At 64.1% G+C, this 24,238-nt stretch carries 19 protein-coding genes; 10 read left to right on the forward strand and 9 right to left on the reverse strand.

Annotated elements, in window-relative coordinates; translation table 11 throughout:
* Window positions 1-150 precede the first annotated feature (150 nt).
* The 5 genes from PRtIB026_RS14130 to PRtIB026_RS14150 all read left to right on the forward strand — a co-directional run bounded on the left by PRtIB026_RS14130 (window position 151) and on the right by PRtIB026_RS14150 (window position 6,250).
* On the forward strand, window positions 151-1,275 hold the full coding sequence (locus PRtIB026_RS14130; RefSeq protein WP_203646997.1) for an IS481 family transposase: 1,125 nt from the start codon (window positions 151-153) through the stop codon (window positions 1,273-1,275).
* Window positions 1,276-2,179: 904 nt separating this feature from the next.
* Entirely contained in the window at window positions 2,180-2,653 is a 474-nt protein-coding gene (locus PRtIB026_RS14135; protein WP_203646995.1) for a MarR family winged helix-turn-helix transcriptional regulator, read from the forward strand.
* Window positions 2,654-2,683: 30 nt separating this feature from the next.
* Entirely contained in the window at window positions 2,684-3,877 is a 1,194-nt protein-coding gene (locus PRtIB026_RS14140; protein ID WP_203646993.1) for an HlyD family efflux transporter periplasmic adaptor subunit, read from the forward strand.
* Window positions 3,874-5,409, forward strand: coding sequence for a DHA2 family efflux MFS transporter permease subunit (locus PRtIB026_RS14145; protein WP_203646992.1), 1,536 nt, complete (start codon window positions 3,874-3,876; stop codon window positions 5,407-5,409). The genes PRtIB026_RS14140 and PRtIB026_RS14145 overlap by 4 nt, the downstream gene beginning before the upstream one ends.
* 94 nt (window positions 5,410-5,503) lie before the next feature.
* Window positions 5,504-6,250 carry an SDR family oxidoreductase gene (locus tag PRtIB026_RS14150; protein ID WP_203646991.1) on the forward strand — a complete coding sequence of 249 codons (747 nt, stop codon included), beginning with the start codon at window positions 5,504-5,506 and terminating at the stop codon, window positions 6,248-6,250.
* Between the two features lie 161 nt (window positions 6,251-6,411).
* On the opposite strand, the gene PRtIB026_RS14155 is transcribed toward PRtIB026_RS14150, so the two are convergent.
* The 4 genes from PRtIB026_RS14155 to ccoG all read right to left on the reverse strand — a co-directional run bounded on the left by PRtIB026_RS14155 (window position 6,412) and on the right by ccoG (window position 13,516).
* Window positions 6,412-8,463, reverse strand: a complete 2,052-nt coding sequence (locus PRtIB026_RS14155) for a hybrid sensor histidine kinase/response regulator (RefSeq protein ID WP_203646990.1) — start codon at window positions 8,461-8,463, stop codon at window positions 6,412-6,414.
* A gap of 68 nt (window positions 8,464-8,531) precedes the next feature.
* The gene (locus PRtIB026_RS14160; protein ID WP_203646989.1) at window positions 8,532-10,595 is read right to left on the reverse strand and encodes a PAS domain-containing sensor histidine kinase; all 2,064 of its coding nucleotides are present in this window, start codon (window positions 10,593-10,595) and stop codon (window positions 8,532-8,534) included.
* A gap of 65 nt (window positions 10,596-10,660) precedes the next feature.
* The gene (gene mapR / locus PRtIB026_RS14165) at window positions 10,661-12,070 is read right to left on the reverse strand and encodes a GntR family transcriptional regulator MpaR (RefSeq protein ID WP_267812217.1); all 1,410 of its coding nucleotides are present in this window, start codon (window positions 12,068-12,070) and stop codon (window positions 10,661-10,663) included.
* Window positions 12,071-12,109: 39 nt separating this feature from the next.
* Window positions 12,110-13,516 carry a cytochrome c oxidase accessory protein CcoG gene (ccoG, locus tag PRtIB026_RS14170; protein ID WP_203646988.1) on the reverse strand — a complete coding sequence of 469 codons (1,407 nt, stop codon included), beginning with the start codon at window positions 13,514-13,516 and terminating at the stop codon, window positions 12,110-12,112.
* Between the two features lie 425 nt (window positions 13,517-13,941).
* On the opposite strand from ccoG, the gene PRtIB026_RS14175 reads away from it, so the two are divergent.
* On the forward strand, window positions 13,942-14,478 hold the full coding sequence (locus PRtIB026_RS14175) for an MgtC/SapB family protein (protein WP_203646987.1): 537 nt from the start codon (window positions 13,942-13,944) through the stop codon (window positions 14,476-14,478).
* Between the two features lie 539 nt (window positions 14,479-15,017).
* Here the strand turns inward: PRtIB026_RS14175 and PRtIB026_RS14180 are convergent.
* The 3 genes from PRtIB026_RS14180 to PRtIB026_RS14190 form a co-directional block, all read right to left on the reverse strand.
* Window positions 15,018-15,917 carry a hydroxymethylglutaryl-CoA lyase gene (locus PRtIB026_RS14180; protein ID WP_267812219.1) on the reverse strand — a complete coding sequence of 300 codons (900 nt, stop codon included), beginning with the start codon at window positions 15,915-15,917 and terminating at the stop codon, window positions 15,018-15,020.
* A gap of 20 nt (window positions 15,918-15,937) precedes the next feature.
* A complete protein-coding gene (locus tag PRtIB026_RS14185; RefSeq protein ID WP_028692177.1) occupies window positions 15,938-16,339 on the reverse strand; it encodes a MerR family transcriptional regulator in 402 nt (133 codons plus the stop codon).
* A 215-nt stretch (window positions 16,340-16,554) separates the two neighbouring features.
* A complete protein-coding gene (locus PRtIB026_RS14190; RefSeq protein ID WP_267812225.1) occupies window positions 16,555-17,427 on the reverse strand; it encodes a helix-turn-helix domain-containing protein in 873 nt (290 codons plus the stop codon).
* A 166-nt stretch (window positions 17,428-17,593) separates the two neighbouring features.
* Here PRtIB026_RS14190 and pobA point away from each other — a divergent pair, with 166 nt between their 5' ends.
* The 4 genes from pobA to feaR all read left to right on the forward strand — a co-directional run bounded on the left by pobA (window position 17,594) and on the right by feaR (window position 22,235).
* Complete coding sequence (gene pobA, locus PRtIB026_RS14195; RefSeq protein ID WP_267812227.1) at window positions 17,594-18,781, forward strand: 4-hydroxybenzoate 3-monooxygenase; 1,188 nt, start codon at window positions 17,594-17,596, stop codon at window positions 18,779-18,781.
* A gap of 248 nt (window positions 18,782-19,029) precedes the next feature.
* The gene (locus PRtIB026_RS14200) at window positions 19,030-20,529 is read left to right on the forward strand and encodes an APC family permease (protein WP_203646985.1); all 1,500 of its coding nucleotides are present in this window, start codon (window positions 19,030-19,032) and stop codon (window positions 20,527-20,529) included.
* Window positions 20,510-21,073, forward strand: coding sequence for a DUF3156 family protein (locus PRtIB026_RS14205; RefSeq protein WP_203646984.1), 564 nt, complete (start codon window positions 20,510-20,512; stop codon window positions 21,071-21,073). The genes PRtIB026_RS14200 and PRtIB026_RS14205 overlap by 20 nt, the downstream gene beginning before the upstream one ends.
* Before the next feature lie 196 nt (window positions 21,074-21,269).
* A complete protein-coding gene (gene feaR, locus PRtIB026_RS14210; RefSeq protein ID WP_203646983.1) occupies window positions 21,270-22,235 on the forward strand; it encodes a transcriptional regulator FeaR in 966 nt (321 codons plus the stop codon).
* Between the two features lie 157 nt (window positions 22,236-22,392).
* On the opposite strand, the gene PRtIB026_RS14215 is transcribed toward feaR, so the two are convergent.
* Window positions 22,393-22,758 carry a cupin domain-containing protein gene (locus PRtIB026_RS14215; protein WP_203646982.1) on the reverse strand — a complete coding sequence of 122 codons (366 nt, stop codon included), beginning with the start codon at window positions 22,756-22,758 and terminating at the stop codon, window positions 22,393-22,395.
* A gap of 30 nt (window positions 22,759-22,788) precedes the next feature.
* Window positions 22,789-24,087 carry an NAD(P)/FAD-dependent oxidoreductase gene (locus PRtIB026_RS14220; RefSeq protein ID WP_203646981.1) on the reverse strand — a complete coding sequence of 433 codons (1,299 nt, stop codon included), beginning with the start codon at window positions 24,085-24,087 and terminating at the stop codon, window positions 22,789-22,791.
* Between the last annotated feature and the right edge of the window lie 151 nt (window positions 24,088-24,238).

The following is a 24,238-nucleotide window of genomic DNA, read 5'->3' on the forward strand; positions in this document are numbered from 1 at the left end:
CGCATTCATTTGTGATGTCGACGCTTATTCACCTTTCCGCCCTTACGGCGGGTTACTTTGGTCTTGGTGTAGAGACCGGACACATGGTGGACACGTGTACGGAGACATGGTTGACACTTCCTGGCAGCCCCCTTTGCCAGGATTTTCGCCATGCCTTGGAACGTGAGAAACGCCATGAGCCTGAAAGAAGAGTTCGTATCCCTGGCGAGACAACCGGATGCCAATATTCGAGAGTTATGCCGACGTTTCAGCATCAGTCCTCAAACCGGATACAAGTGGCTGCGCCGTTTTGAACAAGGTGGCTCGGCCGCTCTACAGGAACGATCTCGGAGGCCGGCTAGTAGCCCTCGCTTGACCGAGGCTGCGTTGGAAGCAGAAGTCGTTGCACTTCGACAGGAGCACCCGGCCTGGGGCGGACGAACAATCAGCAGCCTGCTGAGCAAGCGTATTGCCCCCAGCACCGTCACCAACGTGTTGCACCGCCATGAACTGATCCAGAGCCCTGAGAAGGCGCGAGAGGCGCGGCTTAGGTTTGAGCACGATGCACCCAACGATCTCTGGCAGATGGACTTCAAAGGGCACTTCGCCCTGCAGCAAGGCCGGTGTCATCCGCTGACCATTCTTGACGACCACTCCCGCTTCAATTTGGCTATTCACGCTTGCGATAACGAGCGAGGAACGACGGTCAAGGAGAAGATGACTGAGGTCTTCCAGCGCTACGGCCTACCGGTCCGAATCAACGTCGATAATGGTGCTCCCTGGGGCTCACCGCGTAATCCTGGAGAGGTTACAGAACTGAGTATCTGGTTGATTCGACTAGGGATACAGATAAGTTTCAGTCGCCCATATCACCCTCAAACGAATGGCAAAATTGAGCGTTTCCACCGCTCCTTGAAGGCTGAAGTACTCGATGGGCGGCAGTTCTCGACCTTGATGCAAGCCCAGATGGCGTTTGACCGATGGCGGGAAATTTACAACTTACAGCGCCCTCATCAGGCTTTGGGGTATCAAGTGCCGATGGCCAGATATCACCCCAGCCCGTGGGCCTACCCCAACCAGCTTGAGGAATTTGAATATGGGCCAGACGATATCCTGGCCAAGGTTTATCACAGTCGCTTCCGCTTCCAGAAACGCTATTTCAGCATCGCAAAAGGGTTGGTCGGGCAGACCATAGCGATACGCCCTGGGCGAGACGGTGGGGACATGTTCGATGTCTATTTCTGCCATCAACGCCTGCGCACCATCGACGTGAATAAACCTGATTACGGACCATAATGTGTCAACCATGTCTGCGCACATGTGTCAGCGATGTGTCCGGTCTCTACATCTTGGCCAAAGTAACCAAAGCCGCCTCGCTCCATTCATCCGGCCCTGCGCTTCGCTCCGGGTCCCCTCACTCCGGCCTTGCTCCCGGGAGGACCGCGCTGCAGGGCCCATCCTGGGCCCCAGCGCTTGACGGGCATCCATGCCCGTCACCTCCCTCCGCAAGGCCTGCGTTCGGCCTCCTGAAGTCGCGAAGTTACGAGCGGCGCCTAGACTGGCGCAGCTGTCGCTAGTTGGAGCTTAATTAATCTCTCGATTAAATCGCGGGGCAAGCCCGCTCCCACGCAGATTATTCAGCTTGGTGCGGGAATAGCGTGGGAGCGGGCTTGCCCCGCGATAGGCCGGAACAGCCAATATATAACTAATTTTCAAACAGCCAACTTCGCCTTTCTTGCTCTTGCTCTTGCTCTTGCTCTTGCTCTTGCTCTTGCTCTTGCTTCTAAGCGCGCGGTAGTTCAGGCGCCGCCAATTGCGACTTCAGGAGGCCGAGCGGAGTTCTTGCGGAGGGAGGTGACGGCCATGGATGGCCGTCAAGCGCTGCGCCCCAGGATGGGGCGTTCAGCGCGGTCCTCCCGGGAGCAAGAACGGAGCGAGGGAACCCCGGAGCGCAGCGCAGGGGCCGTATGAATGGAGCCAGCGGTTTTTGCCTACTTTTGCCCAAGAGCAAAAGTAGGTCGCCGTAAAGGCGAAAAGGTGACTAGATGTCGACATATTCAAAGAATATGTATGCAAAACTCAAAACAATCACATCCAATCCTGACTCCAAACAAAAAAATTCCTTTAGCCCCCTAATCAAAGCTTTGACATTAACTGCCTAAGCAGTAATATTTTTACACAATTCCCCGAGCAGACCCCGATGTCCCACTTCACCCCGGAAACCTTCCAGACCTGCGCCATAGGCATGCTGCTCGGCCGCGCCGCACTCCTCAAGGACCGCATCCTCGACTGGCACCTGGAAGCCGACGGCGTCACCGCCGCCCAGTTCAAGGTGCTGATCATCGTCACCCAGTACCAGGTCGACACCCCGGCCGAACTGTGCCGCTACCTGGGCCTGGACAGCGGCTCGATGACCCGCATGCTCGATCGCCTCGAGCAGAAGGGCCTGATCCTGCGCAACCGCTGCCCCGACGACCGCCGCCAGGTGCGCCTGGCCCTCACCGCCGATGGCCAGCGCCTGGCCGACCGCCTCCCGCAGGTCGGCGCGGCGGCGATGAACGAACTGGTCGGCGTGCTGCAGCCCGAGGAACTCAAGACCCTCGAGCAACTGCTCGCCAAGGTCCTGATCAACGCCGGCGACCCCCTGACGATCCGCCGCTTCGGCGATCGTTGATCCCTGTCACGCATCTTCCAAGGTATTGTCATGGCCACTCCCGCTGACACCTCCACCCCGGCCCCCGCGCCTGACAACACACGCAAGCGCAAGGTCTGGCTGCTCGCCCTGTTGCTGATACTGGTCCTTGCCGGTGCAGGCACCTGGGCCTGGTACAGCCTGGTCGGGCGCTGGTACGAAAGCACCGACGACGCCTACGTCAACGGCAATGTCGTGGAGATCACCCCGCTGGTGACCGGCACCGTCACCAGCATCGGCGCCGATGACGGCGACCTGGTCCATGCCGGCCAGGTACTGCTGCAATTCGACCCGGCCGACAGCGAGGTCGCCCTGCAGTCGGCCGAGGCCAAGCTGGCGCGTACCGTGCGCCAGGTGCGCGGGCTGTACAGCAATGTCGACTCGCTCAAGGCGCAACTGCAGACCCGCCAGGCCGAGTTGCAGAAGGCCCAGCAGGACTACAACCGACGCAAGGTGCTGGCCGACAGCGGCGCCATTGCCGCCGAGGAAGTCGCCCACTCCCGCGATGACCTGACCGTGGCCCAGGCCGCCGTCAACAGCGCTCGCCAACAGCTCAACACCAGCACCGCGCTGGTCGACGACACCGTGGTGTCCTCGCATCCGGAAGTGATGGCCGCCGCAGCAGACCTGCGCCAGGCCTACCTCGACCATGCCCGCACCACGCTGGTGGCGCCGGTGACCGGCTATGTCGCCAAACGCACCGTGCAACTGGGCCAGCGCCTGCAACCGGGCACGACAACCATGGCGGTGATCCCGCTGGACGAGGTGTGGATCGACGCCAACTTCAAGGAAACCCAGCTGCGCGACATGCGCATTGGCCAGCCGGTCGAGATCACCGCCGACCTGTACGGCAGCGAAGTCAGGTACACCGGCACCGTCGACAGCCTCGGCGCGGGCACGGGCAGCGCCTTTGCCCTGTTGCCGGCACAGAACGCCACCGGCAACTGGATCAAGATTGTCCAGCGCGTACCGGTGCGCATCCACCTTGATCCCGAGCAACTGAAGAAGCACCCGCTGCGCATCGGCCTGTCCACCGTCACCGAGGTCGACCTGCACGACCAGAGCGGCCCGGCCCTGGCCCAGCAGCCACCGCAGCAGGCCAGCTACACCACCCAGGTGTATGACCGTCAGCTGGTCGAGGCCGACGACCTGATCGCCCGGCTGATCCACGAGAATAGCGCCACCGGCAAGACGGCTCAGCGATGAGCCAGCAGGCCCCCGCGCAGTTCACCCCGCCGAGCCTGCTGCTGACCACCATCGGCCTGTCGTTGGCGACCTTCATGCAGGTGCTCGACACCACCATCGCCAACGTGGCGTTGCCGACCATTTCCGGCAACCTCGGCGTGAGTTCGGAGCAGGGCACCTGGGTGATCACCTCGTTCGCGGTGAGCAACGCCATTGCCCTGCCGTTGACCGGCTGGCTCAGCCGACGCTTCGGCGAGGTGAAGCTGTTCATCTGGGCCACGTTGCTGTTCGTGCTGGCCTCGTTCCTGTGCGGCGTCGCCCAGTCGATGCCCGAGCTGGTGTTGTTCCGCGTGATCCAGGGCGTTGTGGCCGGCCCGCTGTACCCGATGACCCAGACCCTGCTGATCGCCGTGTACCCGCCGGCGAAAAGGGGGATGGCCCTGGCGCTGCTGGCGATGGTCACGGTGGTCGCGCCGATTGCCGGGCCGATCCTCGGTGGCTGGATCACCGACAGCTACAGCTGGCCGTGGATCTTCTTCATCAACGTGCCGATCGGCCTGTTCGCCGCCGCCGTGGTGCGCCAGCAGATGCGTGCGCGGCCGGTAGTCACCAGTCGCCAGCCGATGGACTACATCGGCCTGCTGACCCTGATCATCGGTGTCGGCGCGTTGCAGGTGGTGTTGGACAAGGGCAACGACCTGGACTGGTTCGAGTCGTCGTTCATCGTGATTGGCACGCTGATCTCGGTGGTGTTCCTGGCGGTGTTCGTCATCTGGGAGCTGACCGATCGCCATCCGGTGGTCAACCTGCGTTTGTTCGTGCACCGCAACTTCCGCATCGGCACCCTGGTGCTGGTGGGCGGCTACGCGGGGTTCTTCGGCATCAACCTGATCCTGCCGCAATGGCTGCAGACCCAGATGGGCTACACCGCCACCTGGGCAGGCCTTGCGGTGGCGCCGATCGGCCTGCTGCCGGTGCTCATGTCGCCCTTCATCGGCCAGTACGCCCATCGCTTCGACCTGCGCTTGCTGGCCGGCATCGCCTTCCTGGCGATCGGTACCAGTTGCTACATGCGTGCCGGCTTCACCAACGAGGTGGACTTCCTGCACATCGCCCTGGTGCAGTTGTTCATGGGCATCGGCGTGGCGCTGTTCTTCATGCCGACCCTGGGCATCCTGCTGTCGGACCTGCCGCCGCACCAGATCGCCGACGGTTCCGGGCTGGCCACCTTCCTGCGCACCCTGGGCGGCAGCTTTGCCGCGTCGCTGACCACCTGGATCTGGATTCGCCGGGCCGACCAGCACCACGCCTACCTGAGCGAGCACATCAGCAGCTTCGATCCGGCCACCCGGCAGACCCTGGAGCAGCTGGGCGGGGCCACTCCGCAGAGTTACGCGAAGCTGGAACAGATCCTCAACAGCCAGGCCTACATGATGTCGACGGTGGACTACTTCACCTTGCTCACCTGGGTGTTCGCCGGGTTGATCCTGCTGGTATGGCTGGCCAAGCCGCCCTTTACCGCCAAGGCCGGGCCGGCTTCGGCGGGGCATTGAACCAATGATCCTGTCCATGCAGCACCTGCCCCGTTTTCAAATGATGGCATTTCCCCTACTCTTGTAGGCCTTTACCTGGCTACTTGGCAGACTCATGGACAAGGTCATCGTCATCACCGGCGCCAGCCGGGGCATCGGCGCCGCCACCGCATTGCTGGCGGCGCAACAGGGTTACCGCATCTGCATCAACTACCACGCTGACGACCAGGCCGCCGAGGCGATGCTGGCGCAGGTCCGTGCGCTGGGCGCCGAGGCCATTGCTGTGCGCGCCGACGCCAGCGTCGAGGACGAAGTGGTGCGGCTGTTCCGCTGCGTCGACCAGGAGCTCGGGCCGGTTACCGCGCTGGTCAACAATGCCGGCACCATCGGCCAGCAGAGTCGCGTCGAGGACATGTCCGAGTTCCGCCTGCTCAAGGTGATGAAGACCAATGTGGTCGGCCCGATCCTCTGCGCCAAGCACGCCTTGCTGCGCATGGCCCGCCGCCATGGCGGCCAGGGCGGGGCGATTGTCAACGTGTCGTCGATGGCCGCGCGGCTGGGCTCGCCCAATGAGTACGTCGACTATGCCGCCTCCAAGGGCGCCCTGGACACCTTCACGGTGGGCCTGGCCAGGGAAGTAGCCGGCGAGGGTGTGCGGGTCAACGGCGTGCGGCCGGGCTACATACACACCGGCTTCCATGCCCTGAGCGGCGACCCGGACCGCGTCAGCAAGCTCGAGCCGGGCTTGCCGATGGGGCGCGGTGGCCAGCCCGAGGAAGTGGCCGAGGCGATCCTGTGGTTGCTGTCGGAAAAGGCGTCCTACGCGACCGGCACCTTCATCGACCTGAGTGGCGGACGTTAGGCTCTGTACGAAATGTATCTGCACTCGCCCATACTGCGTTGAAACGGGGCTCGGAATGCTCATGTACTCCAGTACAGTCGGGCGCGACCCCGGCCGTTCCTCCCCCCGTTTCGCCTTGTCTGGCCTTCGCGCAGACACATTTCGTACAGACCCTAGGCTCGTCAGTCGCGCAGCAACAGATCGACCTGATCCACCAGCTTTTCGAGGTCGAAGGGCTTGGTCAGTACACGCATGCCTTGCGGCAGGGGCCCATCCTCAAGCACCGCGTTGGCATCGTAGCCGGTGATGAACAGCACCGGGATCGAAGGCAGTCGCCCGCGCATGGCCTGGGCGACCTGGCGGCCGTTCATGCCGCCGGGCAGGCCGATGTCGGTGATCAGCAGGTCGAACCCCAGGTCTGCCTCGAGTGCCGCAGGTCCGGTGGCGTAGCCATCGACCTGGTGGCCCAGCTCCTCGAGCACTTCAGCGATCACCAGGCGCAACGCGGCCTGGTCTTCGACCAGCAGTACCCGCTTTCCGGGCCCGCGAGCGGACAGCAGTGACGCAGCTTTTGCAGGCGCAGGCTGGGCAACGGTGTCATGCCTGGGCAGGTAGAGGTGGATGCAGGTCCCTTCGCCCGGCTGGGAGCAGATCTGCAGTTGCCCACCTGACTGACGGACGAAGCCATAGACCATGGAAAGGCCCACTCCGGTGCTTTGCCCCATGGGCTTGGTGGTGAAGAAGGGTTCGATCGCGCGATCGATCACCTCCGCTGGCATGCCGCGTCCGGTGTCGCTGACGCTCAAGCGCAGGTAGGGCCCGGAAGGCAGGTCCAGTGATTGGGCTGTAACCTGCGTCACCTCCAGCGCGACGCAGCGGATGTCGATGCGACCGCCGGCAGGCATGGCGTCGCGGGCATTGATGCACAGGTTGAGCAGGGCGCTTTCCAGTTGCGGTGGATCGATGAACACCGTGCCGTTTTCCTGCTCGAAATCGCTGCTCACCTCGATGGCCGGGCCGACGCTGCGGCTGATCAGGTCTTCCATGCCCCCTACCAGTGTGCTCAGGCGGGTGGCCTGGGGCAGCAGGGTCTGGCGGCGGGAGAACGCCAGCAGGCGTTGCACCAGCGTGGCGGCCCGTTGCGCGGATTCACAGGCACTGTTCAACAATGGCGTTATTTCGGCGTAACGGGCCTTCTGCAGCCGCTGACGTATCAACTCCTGGGCGCCGAGCATGCCGCCAAGCAGGTTGTTGAAGTCATGGGCGATGCCGCCGGTGAGCTGGCCTACGGCCTCCATCTTCTGGACCTGGCGCAGGGCCTCCTCGGCCTCGAGCAGCCGCTTCTGCTCGCTGACCTGGCGGGTGATGTCGTAGACGAACAGATAGGCACCGACAATCCCGCCGGTGTGGTCACGCAAGGGGGTGAAGCGCAGTTCGAAATGCCGCCTGTCATTGCCGCGACCGTATTCGATCACTTCGGTATAGCTTTCACCGGACAATGCCCTGCGCCATAGCGCCACTGATCGTTCGCATTCCTCGGGGAATCCCTCCAGGCCTTCGAGCAGGCTGTCGCCCGCCTTGATCCTGCGTCCGAACAGGTACTCGAAATCCTTGACTGCACGGGCATTGATCGCGAGCAAGCGCAACGCGGTGTCCACCACCTGCACCCGGGCGACACTGTGTTCGACCAGCTCGGCAAACAGGCTGCGCTCGGCCAGGGCTGCGGTGACCCGTTGCTCGAGCTGGTCGTTGAGTTGTTGCAAGGCGGTTTCTGCGCGGCGTCGTTCGGTGACATCCTTGAACAGCACCGCCACCTGGTGTTTCCCGGCGGGCTCGATCCGGAAGGTGGTGACCGACAGCACCCGGCCAGTGGCAATCAATTCCTGCTCGAACTGCAGAGGCTCACCGGTGCGTAGCACCTGGCCATAGCGGGCCACCCAGTCGTCGGCCTCGTCCGGCACCATCTCGCGCAGCTTCTGCCCCACCACGTTGGGAATCCCCGCGTGGCGGGCATAGGCGGCGTTGGCGAGGATATGGATGTAGTCGCTCAGCGGGCCGTGCGGGCCGTCGAAGAATTCGATGACGCAGAACCCTTCGTCCATCGTGTCGAAGAGAAAGCGGAACAGGTCGGGATCATGCCGTGGTGGATTGGCCAGTTCGGCCTCCAGCAAGGCGTTGCGCTGGCGTAGGCGTTCAACTTCCAGGCGCAGGGACTGCAGTTCGCGCGAGGGCATGCGGGCATCCGTCGATGTGAGGTCAGATACGCTAATCGCCTGTCGGTGTGCCTGTCCAGTCGCGCGGCTCAAGGCCTTGCGCGGGGCTTGCTTCGCGCGGCGTTCAGCAGTTGCTCCACGCTGCTGGTCAGCAGTGTCAGTTCGAAGGGTTTGTGCAACAGGGTCATGGGCGGCGAGCCCTTGATCCGGCGGGTATCGATGGCACCATCGTAGCCGGTGATGAACAGGGTGGGCAGATGCTCTTCGATAGCCCAGCAGGCATTGGCGACCTGGTATCCGTCGATATCCCCCGGCAGCCCGATATCCACCACCAGCAAGTCTGGGCGAGCGCCTTCGTCCAAGGCGCACAGGGTCGTGCGGCCATTCTCGAAGTCCTGAACCTGCAAGCCCTGTTCCTCGAGGATTTCCCGTATCACCAGGCGCAGTGTCGCTTGATCTTCTACCAGCAGGATGAGTGGTTGCCTGGGCCTTGCTTGCGTGATCGCCTGCGGCATATCGTCTGCTTGCGCTGCACTGCCTGCATGAGCACGTGGTAAATACATGTGGATGCAGGTGCCGCGCTCTGGTGAGCTGTCGATGTTCAGTTGGCCGGTTGACTGGCGCACGAAGCCATAAGCCATGGACAGGCCCAGCCCGGTGCCTTGCCCCAGGGGCTTGGTGGTGAAGAAAGGTTCGGCGGCACGCTCGCTGATCTGCTGGGTCATGCCACAGCCGGTATCTTCGACCTGAATGTGCAGATACTGTCCGGTTTCGAGCTGAAGGGCTGCAGCCTGCGCGGCATCCAGCTGGTAGTTGTCGGAGCTGATGCGCAGGGTGCCGCCCCGCGCCATCGCGTCCCGGGCGTTGATGCACAGGTTGAGCAGAGTGCTTTCCAGCTGCGATGGATCGACGCAGACCAGCCATTGGCCGGCGCGGGTGGCATCGACGAACGTTATATGGGTGTCAAGGGAACTGCGGATCAGTTCGCGCATACCGGCGACCAGGTGGTGCACATCCAGCGGCTGTGGCGTCAGCGCCTGCTGGCGGGCGAAAGCCAGCAGGCGCTGGACCAGAGAAGCCGCGCGCGAAGTGTTCTGCCGGGCAATGTCGAGCAGATGCCTGCTGTCCTGCTGACGCCCCTGCGTCAGGCGCTTGTCGGCCAGCTCCAGCGCGCCGAGAATACTGCCGAGCAGGTTGTTGAAGTCATGGGCGATGCCGCCGGTCAATTGGCCGATGGCTTCCATCTTCTGCGACTGGCGCAAGGCTTCCTCGGCCTGCCTCAAGCGCTCCTGTTCCTGCACGCGGGCGGTGATGTCGTAGGCGAACAGATAGCCGCCACGGATTTGGCCTTTGCCGTCGCGCAGTGGGTTGTAGCGCATTTCGTAATGTCGGGGCTGCTCAGGCATGCCCAGGCTGACCATCTCGACGAAAGACTCCCCGGTGATAAGGCGGGGCCAGATCGGTTGGAGCTTCTCCATGATCTGTGGCAGACCTGCCAGGATGTCATGGACATGGTCGCCAACCTTGGGCGAAATGCCATGCAGGCGCTCGAAGGTTTCGCGCGCCGTGCGGTTGATCGCCACCAGGCGTAAGTTGCAGTCTGCGGCGAACACATTGGCCAGGCTGTGGTCCACCAGCTCGCCAAGCAACCTGTTGTTGGTTTCGGCCTTGTCCATGCGCTCTTCCGTTTGCTCGTGCAGCAGCTGGCGCGCCTGTTCGCTGGCCGGGACACCGGTAAACAGTACGGCCACTCGTCTGTCACTGGCCGGCCCCAATCGATAGGCGCAGACGTCGAGCAAACGGTCGGTGATGTCCAGGCGCTGTTCGAAGCGTACCGGCTGGCCGCTGCGCAGTACCTCGGCAAAGCGCGGCACCCAGGCATCGGCTTCGTCCGGGATCAGCTCGCGTACGGTCTGCCCCATCCGCTTGTCATGGCCTGTATGGCGCAGGCAGGCGTCGTTGCTGAGGATGTAGCGGTAGTCGCTCAATGGCCCTTGGGGGCCATCAAGCAGTTCCAGGACACAGAAGCCTTCGGCCATGCAGGAGCGTAACAACTCGAAACAAACCAACTCCAGCTCATGCCTCGCCACCTGCGTCTCGAGGGTCTGGATACGGGCCTGCAACTGCTCTGAAGGCGGCAACGGGGCTGGCATAGGCTGGATCCATCCGATGGACCCTAACACTATAGTTGTGGTCCATGCTCCCAGCCATCAAGTCATCAAAACGACCGCACGATCCGCCCCAGGGTCTCCATGGCCTGTTCCGCGCCATCCCCCCAGGGGCTGCCGTAGTTCAGGCGGATGCAGTTGCCGAAGCGCCGGGTCGGCGAGAAGATCGGCCCCGGCGCGATGCTGATGCCCTGGGCCAAAGCCATGTGGAACAGCTTCAGGGCGTCCATCTGCTCGGGCAGCTCCAGCCACAGGAAGTAGCCCCCGGAGGGTTGGCTGACCCGGGTCTGCGCCGGGAAGTGGCGGGCGATGGCGGCCAGCATGTTGGCCTGTTGGCCCTCGAGGGCGTAGCGCAGCTTGCGCAGGTGGCGATCGTAGCCGCCATGTTGCAGGTAGTCGGCAATCGCCGCCTGGGCCGGCATCGAGGCGCACAGCGAGGTCATCAGCTTGAGCCGCTCGATCTTCTGCGCGAAGCGTCCGGCCGCCACCCAGCCGATCCGGTAGCCGGGGGCCAGGCTTTTGGCGAACGAGCCGCAGTGCATCACCAGGCCTTCGGTGTCGAAGGCCTTGGCCGGTTTCGGTGCCTGCTGCGAGTAGTAAAGCTCGGCGTAGACGTCGTCCTCGATCAGTGGCACCTGGTGGCGCCGCAGCAGCTCGACCAGTTCCTGCTTCTTGGTCTCCGGCATGCTGGCACCCACCGGGTTCTGGAAGTTGGTCATGCACCACACGGCTTTGACCGGGTGTTTCTCCAGGGTCTGGGCCAGCACGCCGAGGTCCATGCCCTCGCGCGGGTGCACCGGGATCTCCACTGCCTTGAGCTTGAGGCGCTCGAGCACCTGCAGGCAGGCGTAGAAGGCCGGTGCCTCGATGGCCACCAGGTCGCCGGGCTGGGTGACGGCCTGCAGGCACAGGTTCAGCGCTTCCAGGGCGCCGTTGGTGATCAGCAATTCCTCCATCGGCAGCATCAACCCGGCGACCATGTAGCGCAGGGCGATCTGCCGGCGCAGTTGCGGGTTGCCCGGCGACAGGTCGGTGACCACCATGCGCGGGTCCATGGCCCGGCTGGCACTGGCCAGCGAGCGTGACAGGCGCTGCAGGGGGAACAGGGTCGGGCTGGGGAAGGCCGAACCGAACGGCACGGTGTGCGGATCCTTGATCGAGTCGAGGATCGAGAACACCAGGCCGCTGACATCGACATCGGTGGACTCGCTGGCCGGCGCCTGGGGCTGCGGCTCGCTGAATGGGCGCGGCGCATGGGCGTTGACGAAGTAGCCGGAGCGCGGCCGGGCGCGGATGAGGCCGCGCCGCTCCAGCAGGTAATAAGCCTGGAACACCGTGGACGGGCTGACCCCGTGGGTCTGGCTGGCGTAGCGTACCGAAGGCACCCGCTGGCCGGGGCCAAGCACCCCGGAGCGGATCAGTTCGGCAATGTCGTCGGCGAATCGTTCGTAGCGTTTCATTATGGTCTGGGCAGGCAAGGTGGTGGTCAGTTTAAGGGATCAGCGATTCATCGGCGCGACGAAACGGCTGTGCGCGGTGCTGCGGATGCCCGGCTGGTCGCTGTCCTGGATCTCGAACGTCAGCTCCTGGGAGCTGCTGCTCGGGCGGTCGGCGAGCATCGCCACCGACACCGGCAGCTCGCTCATCTCGCCAGCGGCGATGGTGAACTCGTTGCGCCCGTGCAGTTCGAAACCGTCGGCGTCCACCAGGCGCAGGCGATAGTGCTGCGGTTCCTGGGTCTTGTTGATGATCTTGAGCAGGTAGATGTTCTCGATCTGGCCCAGGGCGTTCTCGCGGAACAGGCCACGGTCCTTGATCACGTCCATCGACACCATCGGACGCATCTGCAGGGCGACCACCAGGGCGCCGATCATCACCGTCAGCGCGGCGGCGTAGCCCAGCAGGCGAGGGCGCAGCCAGTGGGTCTTGCCGCCTTGCAGGTTGTGCTCGGACTTGTAGCCGATCAGGCCGCGGGCGTAGTTCATCTTGTCCATCACCCCGTCGCAGGCGTCGATGCAGGCGGCGCAGCCGATGCAGGCCATCTGCAGACCCTCGCGGATATCGATGCCGGTGGGGCAGACCTGCACGCACAGGGTGCAGTCGATGCAGTCGCCCAGGCCCTGGCTGCGCGGGTCGCTGCCTTTCTTGCGCGGGCCACGGGCTTCGCCGCGGCTGGGGTCGTAGGCCACCGCCAGGGTGTCCTTGTCGAACATCACGCTCTGGAACCGCGCATAGGGGCACATGTGCATGCACACCGCCTCGCGCAGCCAGCCGGCGTTGAGGTAGGTGGCGCCGGTGAAGAACAGGATCCAGAACAGCGCAACGCCGCCCAGCTCGAAGCTGAACAGCTCGGCGGCCAGTGGGCGGATCGGGGTGAAGTAGCCGACGAAGGTCAGGCCGGTGAGCAGACCGATGGCCAGCCACAGGCCGTGCTTGAGGCCGCGCCGGGCGATCTTCTCGACGCCCCAGGGTGCGGCGGCCAGCTTGATGCGCTGGTTGCGGTCGCCTTCGGTGATCTTCTCGCACCACATGAACAGCCAGGTCCAGGTGCTCTGCGGGCAGCTGTAGCCGCACCAGACACGCCCGGCGAACACCGTGATGGCGAACAGGCCGAAGGCGCAGATGATCAGCAGCGCCGACAGCAGGATGAAGTCCTGCGGCCAGAAGGTTGCGCCAAAGATGTGGAACTTGCTTTCGGCCAGGTCCCAGAGCACGGCCTGACGGTCGCCCCATTGCAACCAGGCGGTGCCAAAGAACAGTACGAACAGCAACCCGGCGAAGGCAATCCGCAGGTTGCGGTAGAAGCCGGTGAAGCTGCGGGTGTGGATGCCATCGGCCACCTGGCTTTTGCTCTTGTTGGCGGCGGGGGCAATCTCGATGACTCGGAAGGGGATTCTATCGCTCATGGTTCATCGCTCATCAGGCCTCGATCAGGCCAGGGCACTATGGCCCCCGATCTGTTTTCAGCACAGGCCCAGGTATTGAGAGAAAAACCATATCAGATGATGGGTTGATTTGCTCAGGCCTTGGATTTAGCAGCCTTGAGCAATTGGTTGCAGATGCCTGCGGCTATCCACCGCACCTTCGTCGCAGCGTGCTTGGGGCCGTTGGGCGGGGTGCAAGGCACGAGGTGCTTGTGTCGCGGTCATCTGTAGGAGATCGCACAGGGAAGCACACCCTGTGGAAGCGGGTTTACCCGCGAAGAATCCAAAGAGGTGGATGGCACCGGCTGCGCCGGTGTTCGCGGCGGTCCGATAAACCCACTCCCACAGGGGCGCGAACTGCGCGACAGGCGATCTTCCACAAGGATCGGGGACACCGGAGGCAAGCGATGGACACATTCTGGCAATCGATGCTCGAGGCCTTGCAGACCGAGTTCGCCGATGTCACCGACGAGCGCGAGGTCGCCCGCATCCTGATCCGCCTGCTGATGGCGGCCCTGCTGGGGGCGGTGCTGGGCTTCGAGCGCGAGAGCAAGGGCAAGGCGGCCGGAGTGCGCACGCACATGCTGGTGTCGATGGGGGCGGCGTTGTTCGTGCTGGCGCCGAGCATGGCCGGCGCCGACGAGCAGGCGTTGAGCCGGGTGATCCAGGGTATCGTCGCCGGCATCGGTTTTCTCGGGGCGGGCACGATTCTCAAGGGTAACGGCCAGGACACCAGCCACGTCAAGGGCCTGACCACCGCCGCCGGGCTGTGGATGACTGCCGCCATCGGTACGGCCGCAGGTATGGGGCGCGAGGCCACGGCACTGGTGAGCACCGTGCTGGCGCTGCTGGTACTGGCCAGCATGCCGCTGCTGGTGGACAAGGTCGAGGGCGAGGCGAGGGAAAAGAAAGGCGAGGAAGACGAGGAGGGCAGGAAGCACTGAGGGGAGCCGAAGCTCCCCTCATAAGCGTTGTTGCCTGCTCTTTTCTTATTATTGGAGACGGGCCTGTTGTTGTTTTTGTCGGCGCTTGTCTCTGCATTGCGGGGCCCCCAACCGGGGCCAAGAGCAAACGTATTTTTTTGAGCGCTGACCTGCGTTCATGCAACGTGATCCAACCTTGACTGCCGCTACCTTGGAGGTAGTTTTATTGTTCTGTGTCAGGCTGCGGGGCCGAAACCCCTGGAAAGCACGTCGACTCCAAAAAAATCTGCTTGCTACGCCTCTGCCGTGTTGTTCTTGTTATGTCAGAGCCGTTTACTGTTGTTTTTATTGGGTATCGCGTTTTTTGTTCTTGTTATGCCAAAAGATATAGCAGGTGGCGTGCCAACTTTTTAAAGTCCTTTAAAATCAATGATTTGATGATTTTTGAGGGAAAGCTGGCACGTGAAATTCTGTCGAATTGTTTCCCTGTTACCCGATTTTTTTCTGCAAAGCGTGTAGGCGGTAACACTCCGCCCACACCTGTGTGACAGGCGTATGACTCAGCGCACGCCACGTGCCCGCGCCACCCGTGAACCAGTGGCGCGCCCCAGCACTTCGCTGATGCGCAGGCCGGCGGCGATCAGCTTGTCCAGGTCGATCCCGGTCTCGATGCCCAGCCCCTGCATCAGGTACACCACGTCCTCGCTGGCGACGTTACCGGTGGCACCCTTGGCGTACGGGCAACCGCCCAGGCCCGCCACCGAGCTGTCGAATACGCTGATGCCTTCCAGCAGGCTGGCGTAGACATTGGCCAGGGCCTGGCCATAGGTATCGTGGAAGTGCCCGGCCAGTTGCTCGCGGGGTACCTGGGCCGCGACCACCTCGAACAGGCGGCGGGTGTCACCGGCGGTGCCGGTGCCGATGGTGTCGCCCAGCGACACCTCATAGCAGCCCATGTCGTGCAGGGCGCGGGCCACCGGCGCGACCTGCTCGGCGCTGATACGCCCCTCGTAGGGGCAGCCGAGCACGCAGGACACATAGCCGCGCACCCGCACACCCTGGCTGCGGGCGGCGTCCATGATCGGCTCGAAGCGCTTGAGGCTGTCACTGATCGAGCAGTTGATGTTGCGCTGCGAGAAGGCTTCCGAGGCCGCCGCGAACACCGCCACTTCCTTCACCCCGGCGGCCAGGGCATCCTCGAAACCGCGCAGGTTGGGTGCCAGGGCCGCATAGGTGACCCCTTTGCGCTGGTAGATACCGGCGAACACCTCGGCGGAGCCGGCCATCTGCGGCACCCACTTGGGCGAGACGAAACTGCCCACTTCGATATAGCCGAGACCGGCGTCGGTGAGGTCGTCCACCAGCCGCACCTTGTCGGCGACGCTGATGGGCTGGGCTTCGTTCTGCAGGCCGTCGCGCGGGCCGACTTCGACCAGGCGGACATTCTTGGGCAATGACATGGCGGGCTTCCTGTGGCGGATCAACGGTGGGGGTGCGACGGGTTCAGGGTGGCGGCCAGGGCCTGCTCGCAGCGCTCCTGGGCGGTGTCCAGCTCCAGGTGCATCTGCTGGATGTCGAGCATCTGCTGTTCGAGCTGGGCACGGCGTTCGGCGATCTTGGCCAGCATGCTGGTGAGCTGCTTCTGGTTGCCGCTGGTGGGGTCGTAGAGTTCGATCAGCTCCCGGCACTCGGCCAGCGAGAAGCCGATGCGCTTGCCCCGCAGGATCAGCTTGAGGGTGACCTTGTCGCGTGCCGAGTAGATGCGCTCCAGGCCACGGCGCTCGGGGCTGAGCAGGCCCTGTTCCTCGTAGAAGCGGATGGCGCGGGTGGTGATGTCCAGCTCGCGGGACAGGTCGGAGATGCTGTAGGTCTGGCTGCTCATGCTTGGGCTCGGGGGAGGGAATGCGAGTAACCTAATGCCAGGTTGACGTATACGTCAAGCAGGCTGCCAAGGGATTTGGCTCTCTGTAGGAGCGGCCTTGTGCCGCGAAAGGGCCGCTGAGCGGCCCCAGGATTCAGCTTTTAAGTAAAGATCGCCGGGGCCGCTCTGCGGCCCTTTTCGCGGCACAAGGCCGCTCCTACCGGGACTGCGCAAGTTCAGGGATGGAGCGACCTGCGATATTCCTTGGGCGTCTGGCCATCGAGCCGCTTGAAGAACCGCGCAAAGTAGGTCGGATCGCTGAACCCCAGGCTGTCGGACAACTGGCCGATGCTCATGCGGGTATACGCCAGGTTGCGCCGCGCCTCGAGCAGCAGGCGCTGGTGGATCACCTGCAACGCCGATTGCCCGGCCAGCGTGCGGCACAGCTGGTTCAACTGCAGGCTGGTGATGCCCAGCCGACCGGCGAATACGTCCACGGCCAAGTGCTCGCGGTAATGCGCCTCGACCAGGCGCAGGTAACGCCCCAGCAGTTGCTGGTCCCGTTCGTCCTGATTGCGCGCCGGCAGGGCGCGCTGCTGGCGATGAATCCAGACCATCAACGCGGTGACCAGCGCCTGCAGCATGGGCCCTCGCGCTGGTGCGCTGCCCTGGTACTCCTGCTGCAGCGTGTCGATCAGCCCGTGCAGGCGCACACGGTCCTGGCCCAGCGGGTAACAGCGGGGGGCCGCCAGTACGCTCAAGGGCGCACCGAGGCGCTGCTCCAGGTCGACCACCAGGGCCGTGCCGAAGGTCAGCACATGCCCCTGGATATCGGCGCTGAAGCGAAAGCCATGCACGGTGAGCGGCGGCACCACCTGGATCGCCGCCTCGCGAATCACCCGGCGCTCACCCTCGATCTCCACCTGGGCCTCGCCCCGTTGCACATAAAGAAGCTGGAACAGTTCGGCATGCCGGTGCGGCTTGATTTCCCAATGGTGCAGGCGGCTGCGCGCCGGGATCGACTCGCAGTGCAGCAGGTCGGTGTCCGGCCAGGCGTGGTGTTCGCCGTACAGCTGGAACAGCGGGATACCGGGGAGCGGGGTGTTCATGAAAGGCTGTCCGTTAATCGAACGAATTTTGTAAAAGTGCAGTTTTTAGCGCAGATATCACACGTTTCGCGCCAGGTTAGCCAGTAAAAATACAGGTGCAAACCCTAACAGCAGGTGTACGGCCATTGCCAGTACCGGCCGGCATCGTCATCGCGAGACAACAACAATGAAGACTCAGGTTGCAATCATCGGCGCCGGCCCCTCTGGCCTGCTGCTGGGCCAGCTGCTGCACCGTGCGGGCATCGACACGCTGATCGTCGAACGCCAGGCCCCGGACTATGTGTTGGGGCGCATCCGCGCCGGCGTGCTCGAGCAAGGCACGGTCGACCTGCTGCGCGAAGCCGGGGTGGCCGAGCGCATGGACCGTGAGGGGCTGGTGCATGAAGGCGTCGAACTGCTGGTCAATGGCCGTCGCCAGCGCCTCGACCTGAAGGCGCTGACCGGCGGCAAGACGGTGATGGTGTACGGCCAGACCGAGGTCACCCGCGACCTGATGCAGGCGCGCCAGGCCAGCGGGGCGCCGATCATCTATTCGGCGGACAATGTCCGGCCCCATGCCATCGACGGTGAGCGTCCCTACCTCACCTTCGACAAGGACGGTCGCCAGCACCGGGTCGACTGCGACTACATCGCCGGCTGCGACGGCTTCCACGGTGTGGCGCGCCAGAGCATTCCGGCCGATGTGCTGAAGGTGTACGAGCGGGTCTACCCGTTCGGCTGGCTGGGGCTGCTGGCCGACACCCCGCCGGTCAACCACGAGCTGATCTACGCCCACCATGAACGTGGCTTCGTGCTGTGCAGCCAGCGCTCCCAGACCCGCAGCCGCTACTACCTGCAGGTGCCCTTGCAGGAGCGGGTGGAGGACTGGTCCGACGCGCGCTTCTGGGAAGAGCTCAAGGCACGCCTGCCGGCGGAGGTGGCCGCGCAGCTGGTCACGGGGCCGGCGCTGGAGAAGAGCATCGCGCCGCTGCGCAGCCATGTGCTCGAGCCCATGCAGCATGGCCGCCTGTTCCTGGTCGGCGACGCTGCCCATATCGTCCCGCCCACCGGTGCCAAGGGCCTGAACCTGGCGGCGTCGGACGTCAACTATCTGTACCGGATCCTGGTCAAGGTGTACCGCGAGGGTCGCACCGACCTGCTGGCCGAGTATTCGCCGATGGCCTTGCGACGGGTATGGAAGGGCGAGCGATTCAGTTGGTTCATGACCCGGCTGCTGCACGATTTTGGCGAGCACCAGGATGATTGGGAGCGCAAGATGCAGGAGGCGGATCGTGAGTATTACCTGGGCTCGTCGGTCGGCCTTGCCAATATTGCCGAGAACTATGTGGGGCTGCCATTCGAGGCGGTGGAATAGGGCCGGCGAGGATCGCGTCGAGGTTCAATCGTCGGCACGCAGGCCCCAGGGCATGCAGCAGGGCTGGCAGGGAGCGGCAAGATCGGCGGCAGGCTGTGGCAAGACCCCGCCTGGGAGGAGGCCGCAAAGTGAAGGGGTAATGCCGGCAATGGGTGTCAAGCTCATCGCGGGGCAGGCCCGGCGTTCGCCAGCACTTGCGGCGCGCCGGGCAAGCGATCATCTTTCCCTCGTCCACCCAGGGCCTACCCATGACAATAAACAATAAGCTCACCGAGCACCTCAACCGTGGCAGCGTCGGCTTCCCCACCGCGCTGGCCAGCACCGTTGGCCTGATCATGGCCAGCCCCGTGATCCTCACCGCGACCATGGGTTTCGGCATTGGCGGCAGCGCCTTCGCCGTGGCCATGGTGATCGCCGCGGTGATGATGCTGGCGCAGTCGACCACCTTCGCCGAGGCGGCGGCGATCCTGCCGACCACCGGCTCCGTCTACGACTACATCAACTGCGGCCTGGGTCGTTTCTTCGCCATCACCGGCACCCTCTCGGCGTACCTGATCGTGCATGTGTTCGCCGGCACCGCCGAGACCATCCTCTCCGGGGTCATGGCCCTGGTGAACTTCGAGCACCTCAACACCCTGGCCGAGTCGGCGGGTGGTTCGTGGTTGCTGGGAGTGGGCTTCGTGCTGGTGTTCGGTGTGCTCAACGCTTTTGGTGTGAGCGCCTTTGGCCGCGCCGAAGTGGTGCTGACCTTCGGCATGTGGACCACGCTGATGGCGTTCGGCGTGCTTGGCCTGATCGCCGCGCCGGCGGTGGAGCTGGACGGGCCGTTCGGCGTGTCGCTGGTTGGCACCGACCTGATGACCATCCTGTCGCTGGTGGGCATGGCCATGTTCATGTTCGTCGGCTGCGAATTCGTCACCCCGCTGGCGCCGGAACTGCGCCGCTCGGCCTGGGTCATGCCCAAGGCCATGGCCCTGGGCCTGTTCGGCGTGGCCAGCTGCATGTTCATCTACGGCGCGGCGATGAAGCGCCAGGTGGAGAACGTCGTGCTCGACGCCGCCAGCGGCGTGCACCTGCTGGACACGCCCATGGCCATCCCGCGTTTCGCCGAGCAGGTGATGGGCGATATCGGCCCGGTGTGGCTGGGCATCGGCTTCCTCTTCGCCGGCGCCGCCACCATCAACACGCTGATGGCCGGGGTGCCGCGGATTCTCTACGGCATGGCGGTGGACGGGGCGCTGCCCAAGGTGTTCACCTACCTGCACCCGCGCTTCAAGACGCCGTTGCTGTGCATCCTGGTGGTGGCGCTGATCCCGTGCCTGCACGCCTGGTACCTGGGCGGCAACACCGACAACATCCTGCACCTGGTGCTGGCGGCGGTATGCGCCTGGAGCACCGCGTACCTGCTGGTGACCCTGTCGGTGGTGATCCTGCGCATCCGCCGCCCGGACCTGCCGCGGGCCTACCGTTCGCCGCTGTTCCCGCTGCCGCAGATCGTCTCCAGCATCGGCATCCTGCTGGGAATGTGGTTCATCACCCCGCCGGGGATGAACCCGGCCGATGTCTACCTGCCGTTCGCCGTGATGCTCGGCGCCACTGCGGCCTATGCGTTGTTCTGGACGCTGTGCGTGCAGAAGGTCAACCCGTTCCGCCCGGCGCGGGTCGAGGACGTGCTGGAGAAGGAGTTCGCCGCCGAGCCCGGTCATTCTCACAACGAGCAGGTGCAGCATGTCGGCAAGCTGGCTTGAACACCTGACCGGCCCGCGCGCCCCGGCTGGATACCGGCCTGGGGCGACCTTGCAGCGGGTGGGGCGAAACCTGGGATTGACGGATTTGCAATCCGCAACATCGTTTACCTACCGCGAGGATGGCCCTCGGATCGAAGTGCGTGAGCGTACCGAAAGCCACCTGCTGATGCACCTGGTGATGTGCGAGTTCATCCTGCGCGTGCCTGCCCGCGACCAGGGCAGGCTGCGGGCGGAACTGCACCACACCGGCGTGCTGCGCCGCAGTGGTGTTGCCTGCCGACGGCGGGGCGGCGACCAGGCCTTGTTCGAGCGCCTCGACGCGCGCCTCGCAGCGGTTCACACCGTCCTGATGCCCCTGGATTTCAAGCGCCTGGCCATCGATTGCCAGGACGGCCTGTGGCAGGTCACCCTGGAGCACATGGGCGCCAGCGAGGTGGTCAACCGGATGCCCGCCTTGCGCCGCTACATTCCCCTCGACGCTGAACAGCGCAAGCACCTCTGGCAGGTATTTGATGCGTTGGAGCGCATGCTTCGCGATCTTTGAACCTGGGGCCGCTTCGCGCCCCTTTCGCGGCACAAGGCCGCTCCTACAGACGATCGCATCCTTGTGTAGGAGCGGCCTTGTGCCGCGAAGCGCTCCCACCGTCCTAAAGCCCCCCGCGAACGATGACAGTTGTACGCTCATTGATAACATGTTAACAATTAGCGCATAACAACAACGCCCGCGTGTGGAGGTTGCCATGCCCCAACCCGTCACTCAGTGCAACGCCAGACCCGCCCTGGACGGCCTGGAGCGCTGGACCACGGCCATGCAGAAGGTCTGCGGCCGGTTCCAGACCGAACTGGCCTTCAACCGCTCGCTGTTCATCGGCGAGATCTCGACCTACAACCGCGCCGGCCTGGCCCTGGCCAACCTGCGTACCAACGCCGGCACCATCCGCCGCTTTGGCGACAACCCCGACCGCGACGACGACCAGCATTGCTTTTTGGTCAGCCAACGCATGGGCTACTCGCAGATCACCCAGGACGGCGTGAGTATCCAGCTGTCACCGGGCGAGCTGCTGCTGATGGATTCGGTAGGCCCGTGCGAGATCACCCCGTTCGGCCTGATCGAGCATGTCTCGCTGTCGCTGTCCCGCGAGCAGGTGCGCAAGCACGTGACCGGGCAGGGCGCGACCTTCGGCAAGATTTCCTCGACTAACGCCTGCGGGCGCATGCTGCACCTGCTGATGGACCAGTTGTGCCGCGAGGGCGACGAGGCCGGGGCAACCCAGGGCGAGGCGCTGCAGGCGGCGTTCATCGCCTTGCTGGAGCCGGGGTTCGAGCGCGGCGACGACAATCCCGGGTCGCTCGCCGGGCTCAGCGGCGCCAGCCTGCGCGGCTACGTGCAGAAGGTCATCGACGAGTCGCTGGGCCAGCCGGGCCTGACCCCGGCCAACCTGGCCGAACGCCTGAGCATCTCGGTACGCCACCTGTACCGCCTGTTCGAGGAGGAGGGCGACAGCGTCTGCCGCTACATCCAGCGCTCACGCCTGAAGCGCAGCGCGGACGACCTGTCCAACCCGTTCCTCAAGCGCGAGTCGATCACCTCGATCGCCTACAAGTGGGGGTTCACCGACTCGGCGCACTTCAGCCGGGCATTCAAGAAGCATTTCGAGCAGTCGCCGAAGGATTTCCGGGCCATGGCCCTGATGCCGGGGCGGTAATGGTCATCGCGGGGCAAGTCGCATCGGCGCACCGCCGCTCCCACAAGGTACTCATCGAACCCGTGGGAGCGGCGGTGCGCCGATGCGACTTGCCCCGCGATAGTATTAATCTGCCTGACGAGGATGTATCGGCGGCCGCTATCGCGGGGGCGTTTCGTCAGGCGATCGCCAGGTAATGCTTGACGAAGGTCTCGCTCAGCACTTCCCACAGCACCGGCGTGCCCTTGGTCACGAACCAGGCATCGCCTGTCTTGTACCGAGTCACCTGACCGGTGGATTCATCGGTCAGCTGGATCTCGCCGGTCACGATCACCGCCTGCTCGCTGAACGGGTAGACCATGCGGAACTTGCCCTGGGTGGTACCGAAGTAGGCGCTGCTGACCGGGTCGGTGGGGGCGCCGTGGGTCATCTTGCCGTAGCACTTGACCTCGCCTTCGAGGATGGTCGAGCCCAGGTCGGCAACGGTGCCCCAGGCGTCGAGTTCGGACAGTTGCACACCCTGGCGGACGGCGGTAAGGGTCATGGTGGTTCTCCTGGTGTTGTTCAAAAGGAATCAACGGCGGCCGTTGAAGAAGCCCGACAGCTGATGCACGGTCTTGCCGGCGGTCAGCAGCAGCGGGCGGATGTGGTCCTTGCCGAGGATGCGCGCATGCTTGACCGAGCTGATCAGCTCGTAGCGGCTGGAGCCTTCGCTCATGCCTTCGGCGAGGATCTTGCAAATGATGTGGCTGGGGGTGACGCCGAAGCCCGAATAGCCCTGCACGTAGAAGGCGTTGGGACGGTTACTCAAGGTGCCGATCTGCGGGAACAGGTTGGCGCTGGTGGCCATCGGTCCGCCCCAGGCCAGGTCGATGCGCACGTCCTTGAGGTAGGGGAAGATCTTCAGCATCAGGTTGCGGTTCCAGGCCTTCAGGTCCTTCGGGATGTGCTCCACGAACGGGGTGGCGGCGCCGAACAGCAGACGGTTCTCGCGGGTGACGCGGTAGTAGTCGATCACCGGGCGGATGTCGCTGTAGGCACCGCGGATCGGGCTGATGCGCAGGATCTGCTCGTCCGACAGCGGTTCGGTCATCAGCTGGAAGGCGTAGGTGTTGACGGTGCGCGCATGCAGCTCGGGTTCGAGCTTGTTGAGGAAACTGTCACAGGCCCACAGCAGTTTGTTGGCCTTGACCGAGCCGCGTCCGGTGCGCACGGTGATCCGCTCGCCGTAGTGCACCTCCAGGGCCGGGCTGTGCTCGAAGATCCGCGCGCCGTGGCCGACCAGGGCCTGGGCTTCGCCGAGCAGCAGGTTCAGCGAATGCACGTGGCCGCCGCCCATGTGCAGCAGCGCGCTGCTGTAGGCGTCGGAGCCGATGATCTGCTTGACCTCCGAGCCGCCGAGGAAGCGGATCTCATCCTTGCCGTTGATCGCCTTGAAGTCTTTTTCCCAGGCGCGCAGGGTCTTTTCCTGGCGGGCGTTGAAGCCCATGTAGCCGTAGCCGTGGCAGAAGTCGGCGTCGATCTGGTAGCGGGCGATGCGCTCCTTGATGATGCCGGCGCCCAGTTCGCTGATCTCGAAGATCTCGCGCAGGCCTTTCTCGCCGACGCTGCCCTTGATCTTCTCCAGGTCGTGGCCGATGCCGGCCATGATCTGCCCGCCATTGCGGCCGGTGCCGCCGAAGCCCAGGTAGCGGGCTTCGAGCACGACGACGTTGGTGATGCCTTTCTCGGCCAGTTCCAGGGCGGTGTTGATGCCCGAGAAGCCGCCGCCGATCACCACGACATCGGCGTCGATGTCGCTTTCCAGGGTGGGGAAGCTCAGGTTGTACTTCTTGGTGGCGGTGTAGTACGTGGGCGTTTCGATGTTGATCATGGCGCAGCCTGGACAGTTGGAATTGTTGGACAGCAGGGCTTGCACAAGCGCTGGCGGTTGCAGGCATTGAGCACCTAACGACAGGTAGGTGTCTTGCCTGGGGCTGCCAGGGTTTTGCTTCAGGCTGCCAAGTGTGTCCATCTCTGAGGGC

Source organism: Pseudomonas sp. RtIB026 (genome assembly GCF_016861355.2).
GTDB classification, from domain to species: domain Bacteria; phylum Pseudomonadota; class Gammaproteobacteria; order Pseudomonadales; family Pseudomonadaceae; genus Aquipseudomonas; species Aquipseudomonas peradeniyensis.

Coding starts and splice junctions, on each gene's coding strand:
- PRtIB026_RS14130 (WP_203646997.1), top strand. CDS start 151: ATGCCTTGGAACGTGAGAAACGCCATGAGCCTGAAAGAAGAGTTCGTA.
- PRtIB026_RS14135 (WP_203646995.1), top strand. CDS start 2,180: ATGTCCCACTTCACCCCGGAAACCTTCCAGACCTGCGCCATAGGCATG.
- PRtIB026_RS14140 (WP_203646993.1), top strand. CDS start 2,684: ATGGCCACTCCCGCTGACACCTCCACCCCGGCCCCCGCGCCTGACAAC.
- PRtIB026_RS14145 (WP_203646992.1), top strand. CDS start 3,874: ATGAGCCAGCAGGCCCCCGCGCAGTTCACCCCGCCGAGCCTGCTGCTG.
- PRtIB026_RS14150 (WP_203646991.1), top strand. CDS start 5,504: ATGGACAAGGTCATCGTCATCACCGGCGCCAGCCGGGGCATCGGCGCC.
- PRtIB026_RS14155 (WP_203646990.1), bottom strand. CDS start 8,463: ATGCCCTCGCGCGAACTGCAGTCCCTGCGCCTGGAAGTTGAACGCCTA.
- PRtIB026_RS14160 (WP_203646989.1), bottom strand. CDS start 10,595: ATGCCAGCCCCGTTGCCGCCTTCAGAGCAGTTGCAGGCCCGTATCCAG.
- mapR (WP_267812217.1), bottom strand. CDS start 12,070: ATGAAACGCTACGAACGATTCGCCGACGACATTGCCGAACTGATCCGC.
- ccoG (WP_203646988.1), bottom strand. CDS start 13,516: ATGAGCGATAGAATCCCCTTCCGAGTCATCGAGATTGCCCCCGCCGCC.
- PRtIB026_RS14175 (WP_203646987.1), top strand. CDS start 13,942: ATGGACACATTCTGGCAATCGATGCTCGAGGCCTTGCAGACCGAGTTC.
- PRtIB026_RS14180 (WP_267812219.1), bottom strand. CDS start 15,917: ATGTCATTGCCCAAGAATGTCCGCCTGGTCGAAGTCGGCCCGCGCGAC.
- PRtIB026_RS14185 (WP_028692177.1), bottom strand. CDS start 16,339: ATGAGCAGCCAGACCTACAGCATCTCCGACCTGTCCCGCGAGCTGGAC.
- PRtIB026_RS14190 (WP_267812225.1), bottom strand. CDS start 17,427: ATGAACACCCCGCTCCCCGGTATCCCGCTGTTCCAGCTGTACGGCGAA.
- pobA (WP_267812227.1), top strand. CDS start 17,594: ATGAAGACTCAGGTTGCAATCATCGGCGCCGGCCCCTCTGGCCTGCTG.
- PRtIB026_RS14200 (WP_203646985.1), top strand. CDS start 19,030: ATGACAATAAACAATAAGCTCACCGAGCACCTCAACCGTGGCAGCGTC.
- PRtIB026_RS14205 (WP_203646984.1), top strand. CDS start 20,510: ATGTCGGCAAGCTGGCTTGAACACCTGACCGGCCCGCGCGCCCCGGCT.
- feaR (WP_203646983.1), top strand. CDS start 21,270: ATGCCCCAACCCGTCACTCAGTGCAACGCCAGACCCGCCCTGGACGGC.
- PRtIB026_RS14215 (WP_203646982.1), bottom strand. CDS start 22,758: ATGACCCTTACCGCCGTCCGCCAGGGTGTGCAACTGTCCGAACTCGAC.
- PRtIB026_RS14220 (WP_203646981.1), bottom strand. CDS start 24,087: ATGATCAACATCGAAACGCCCACGTACTACACCGCCACCAAGAAGTAC.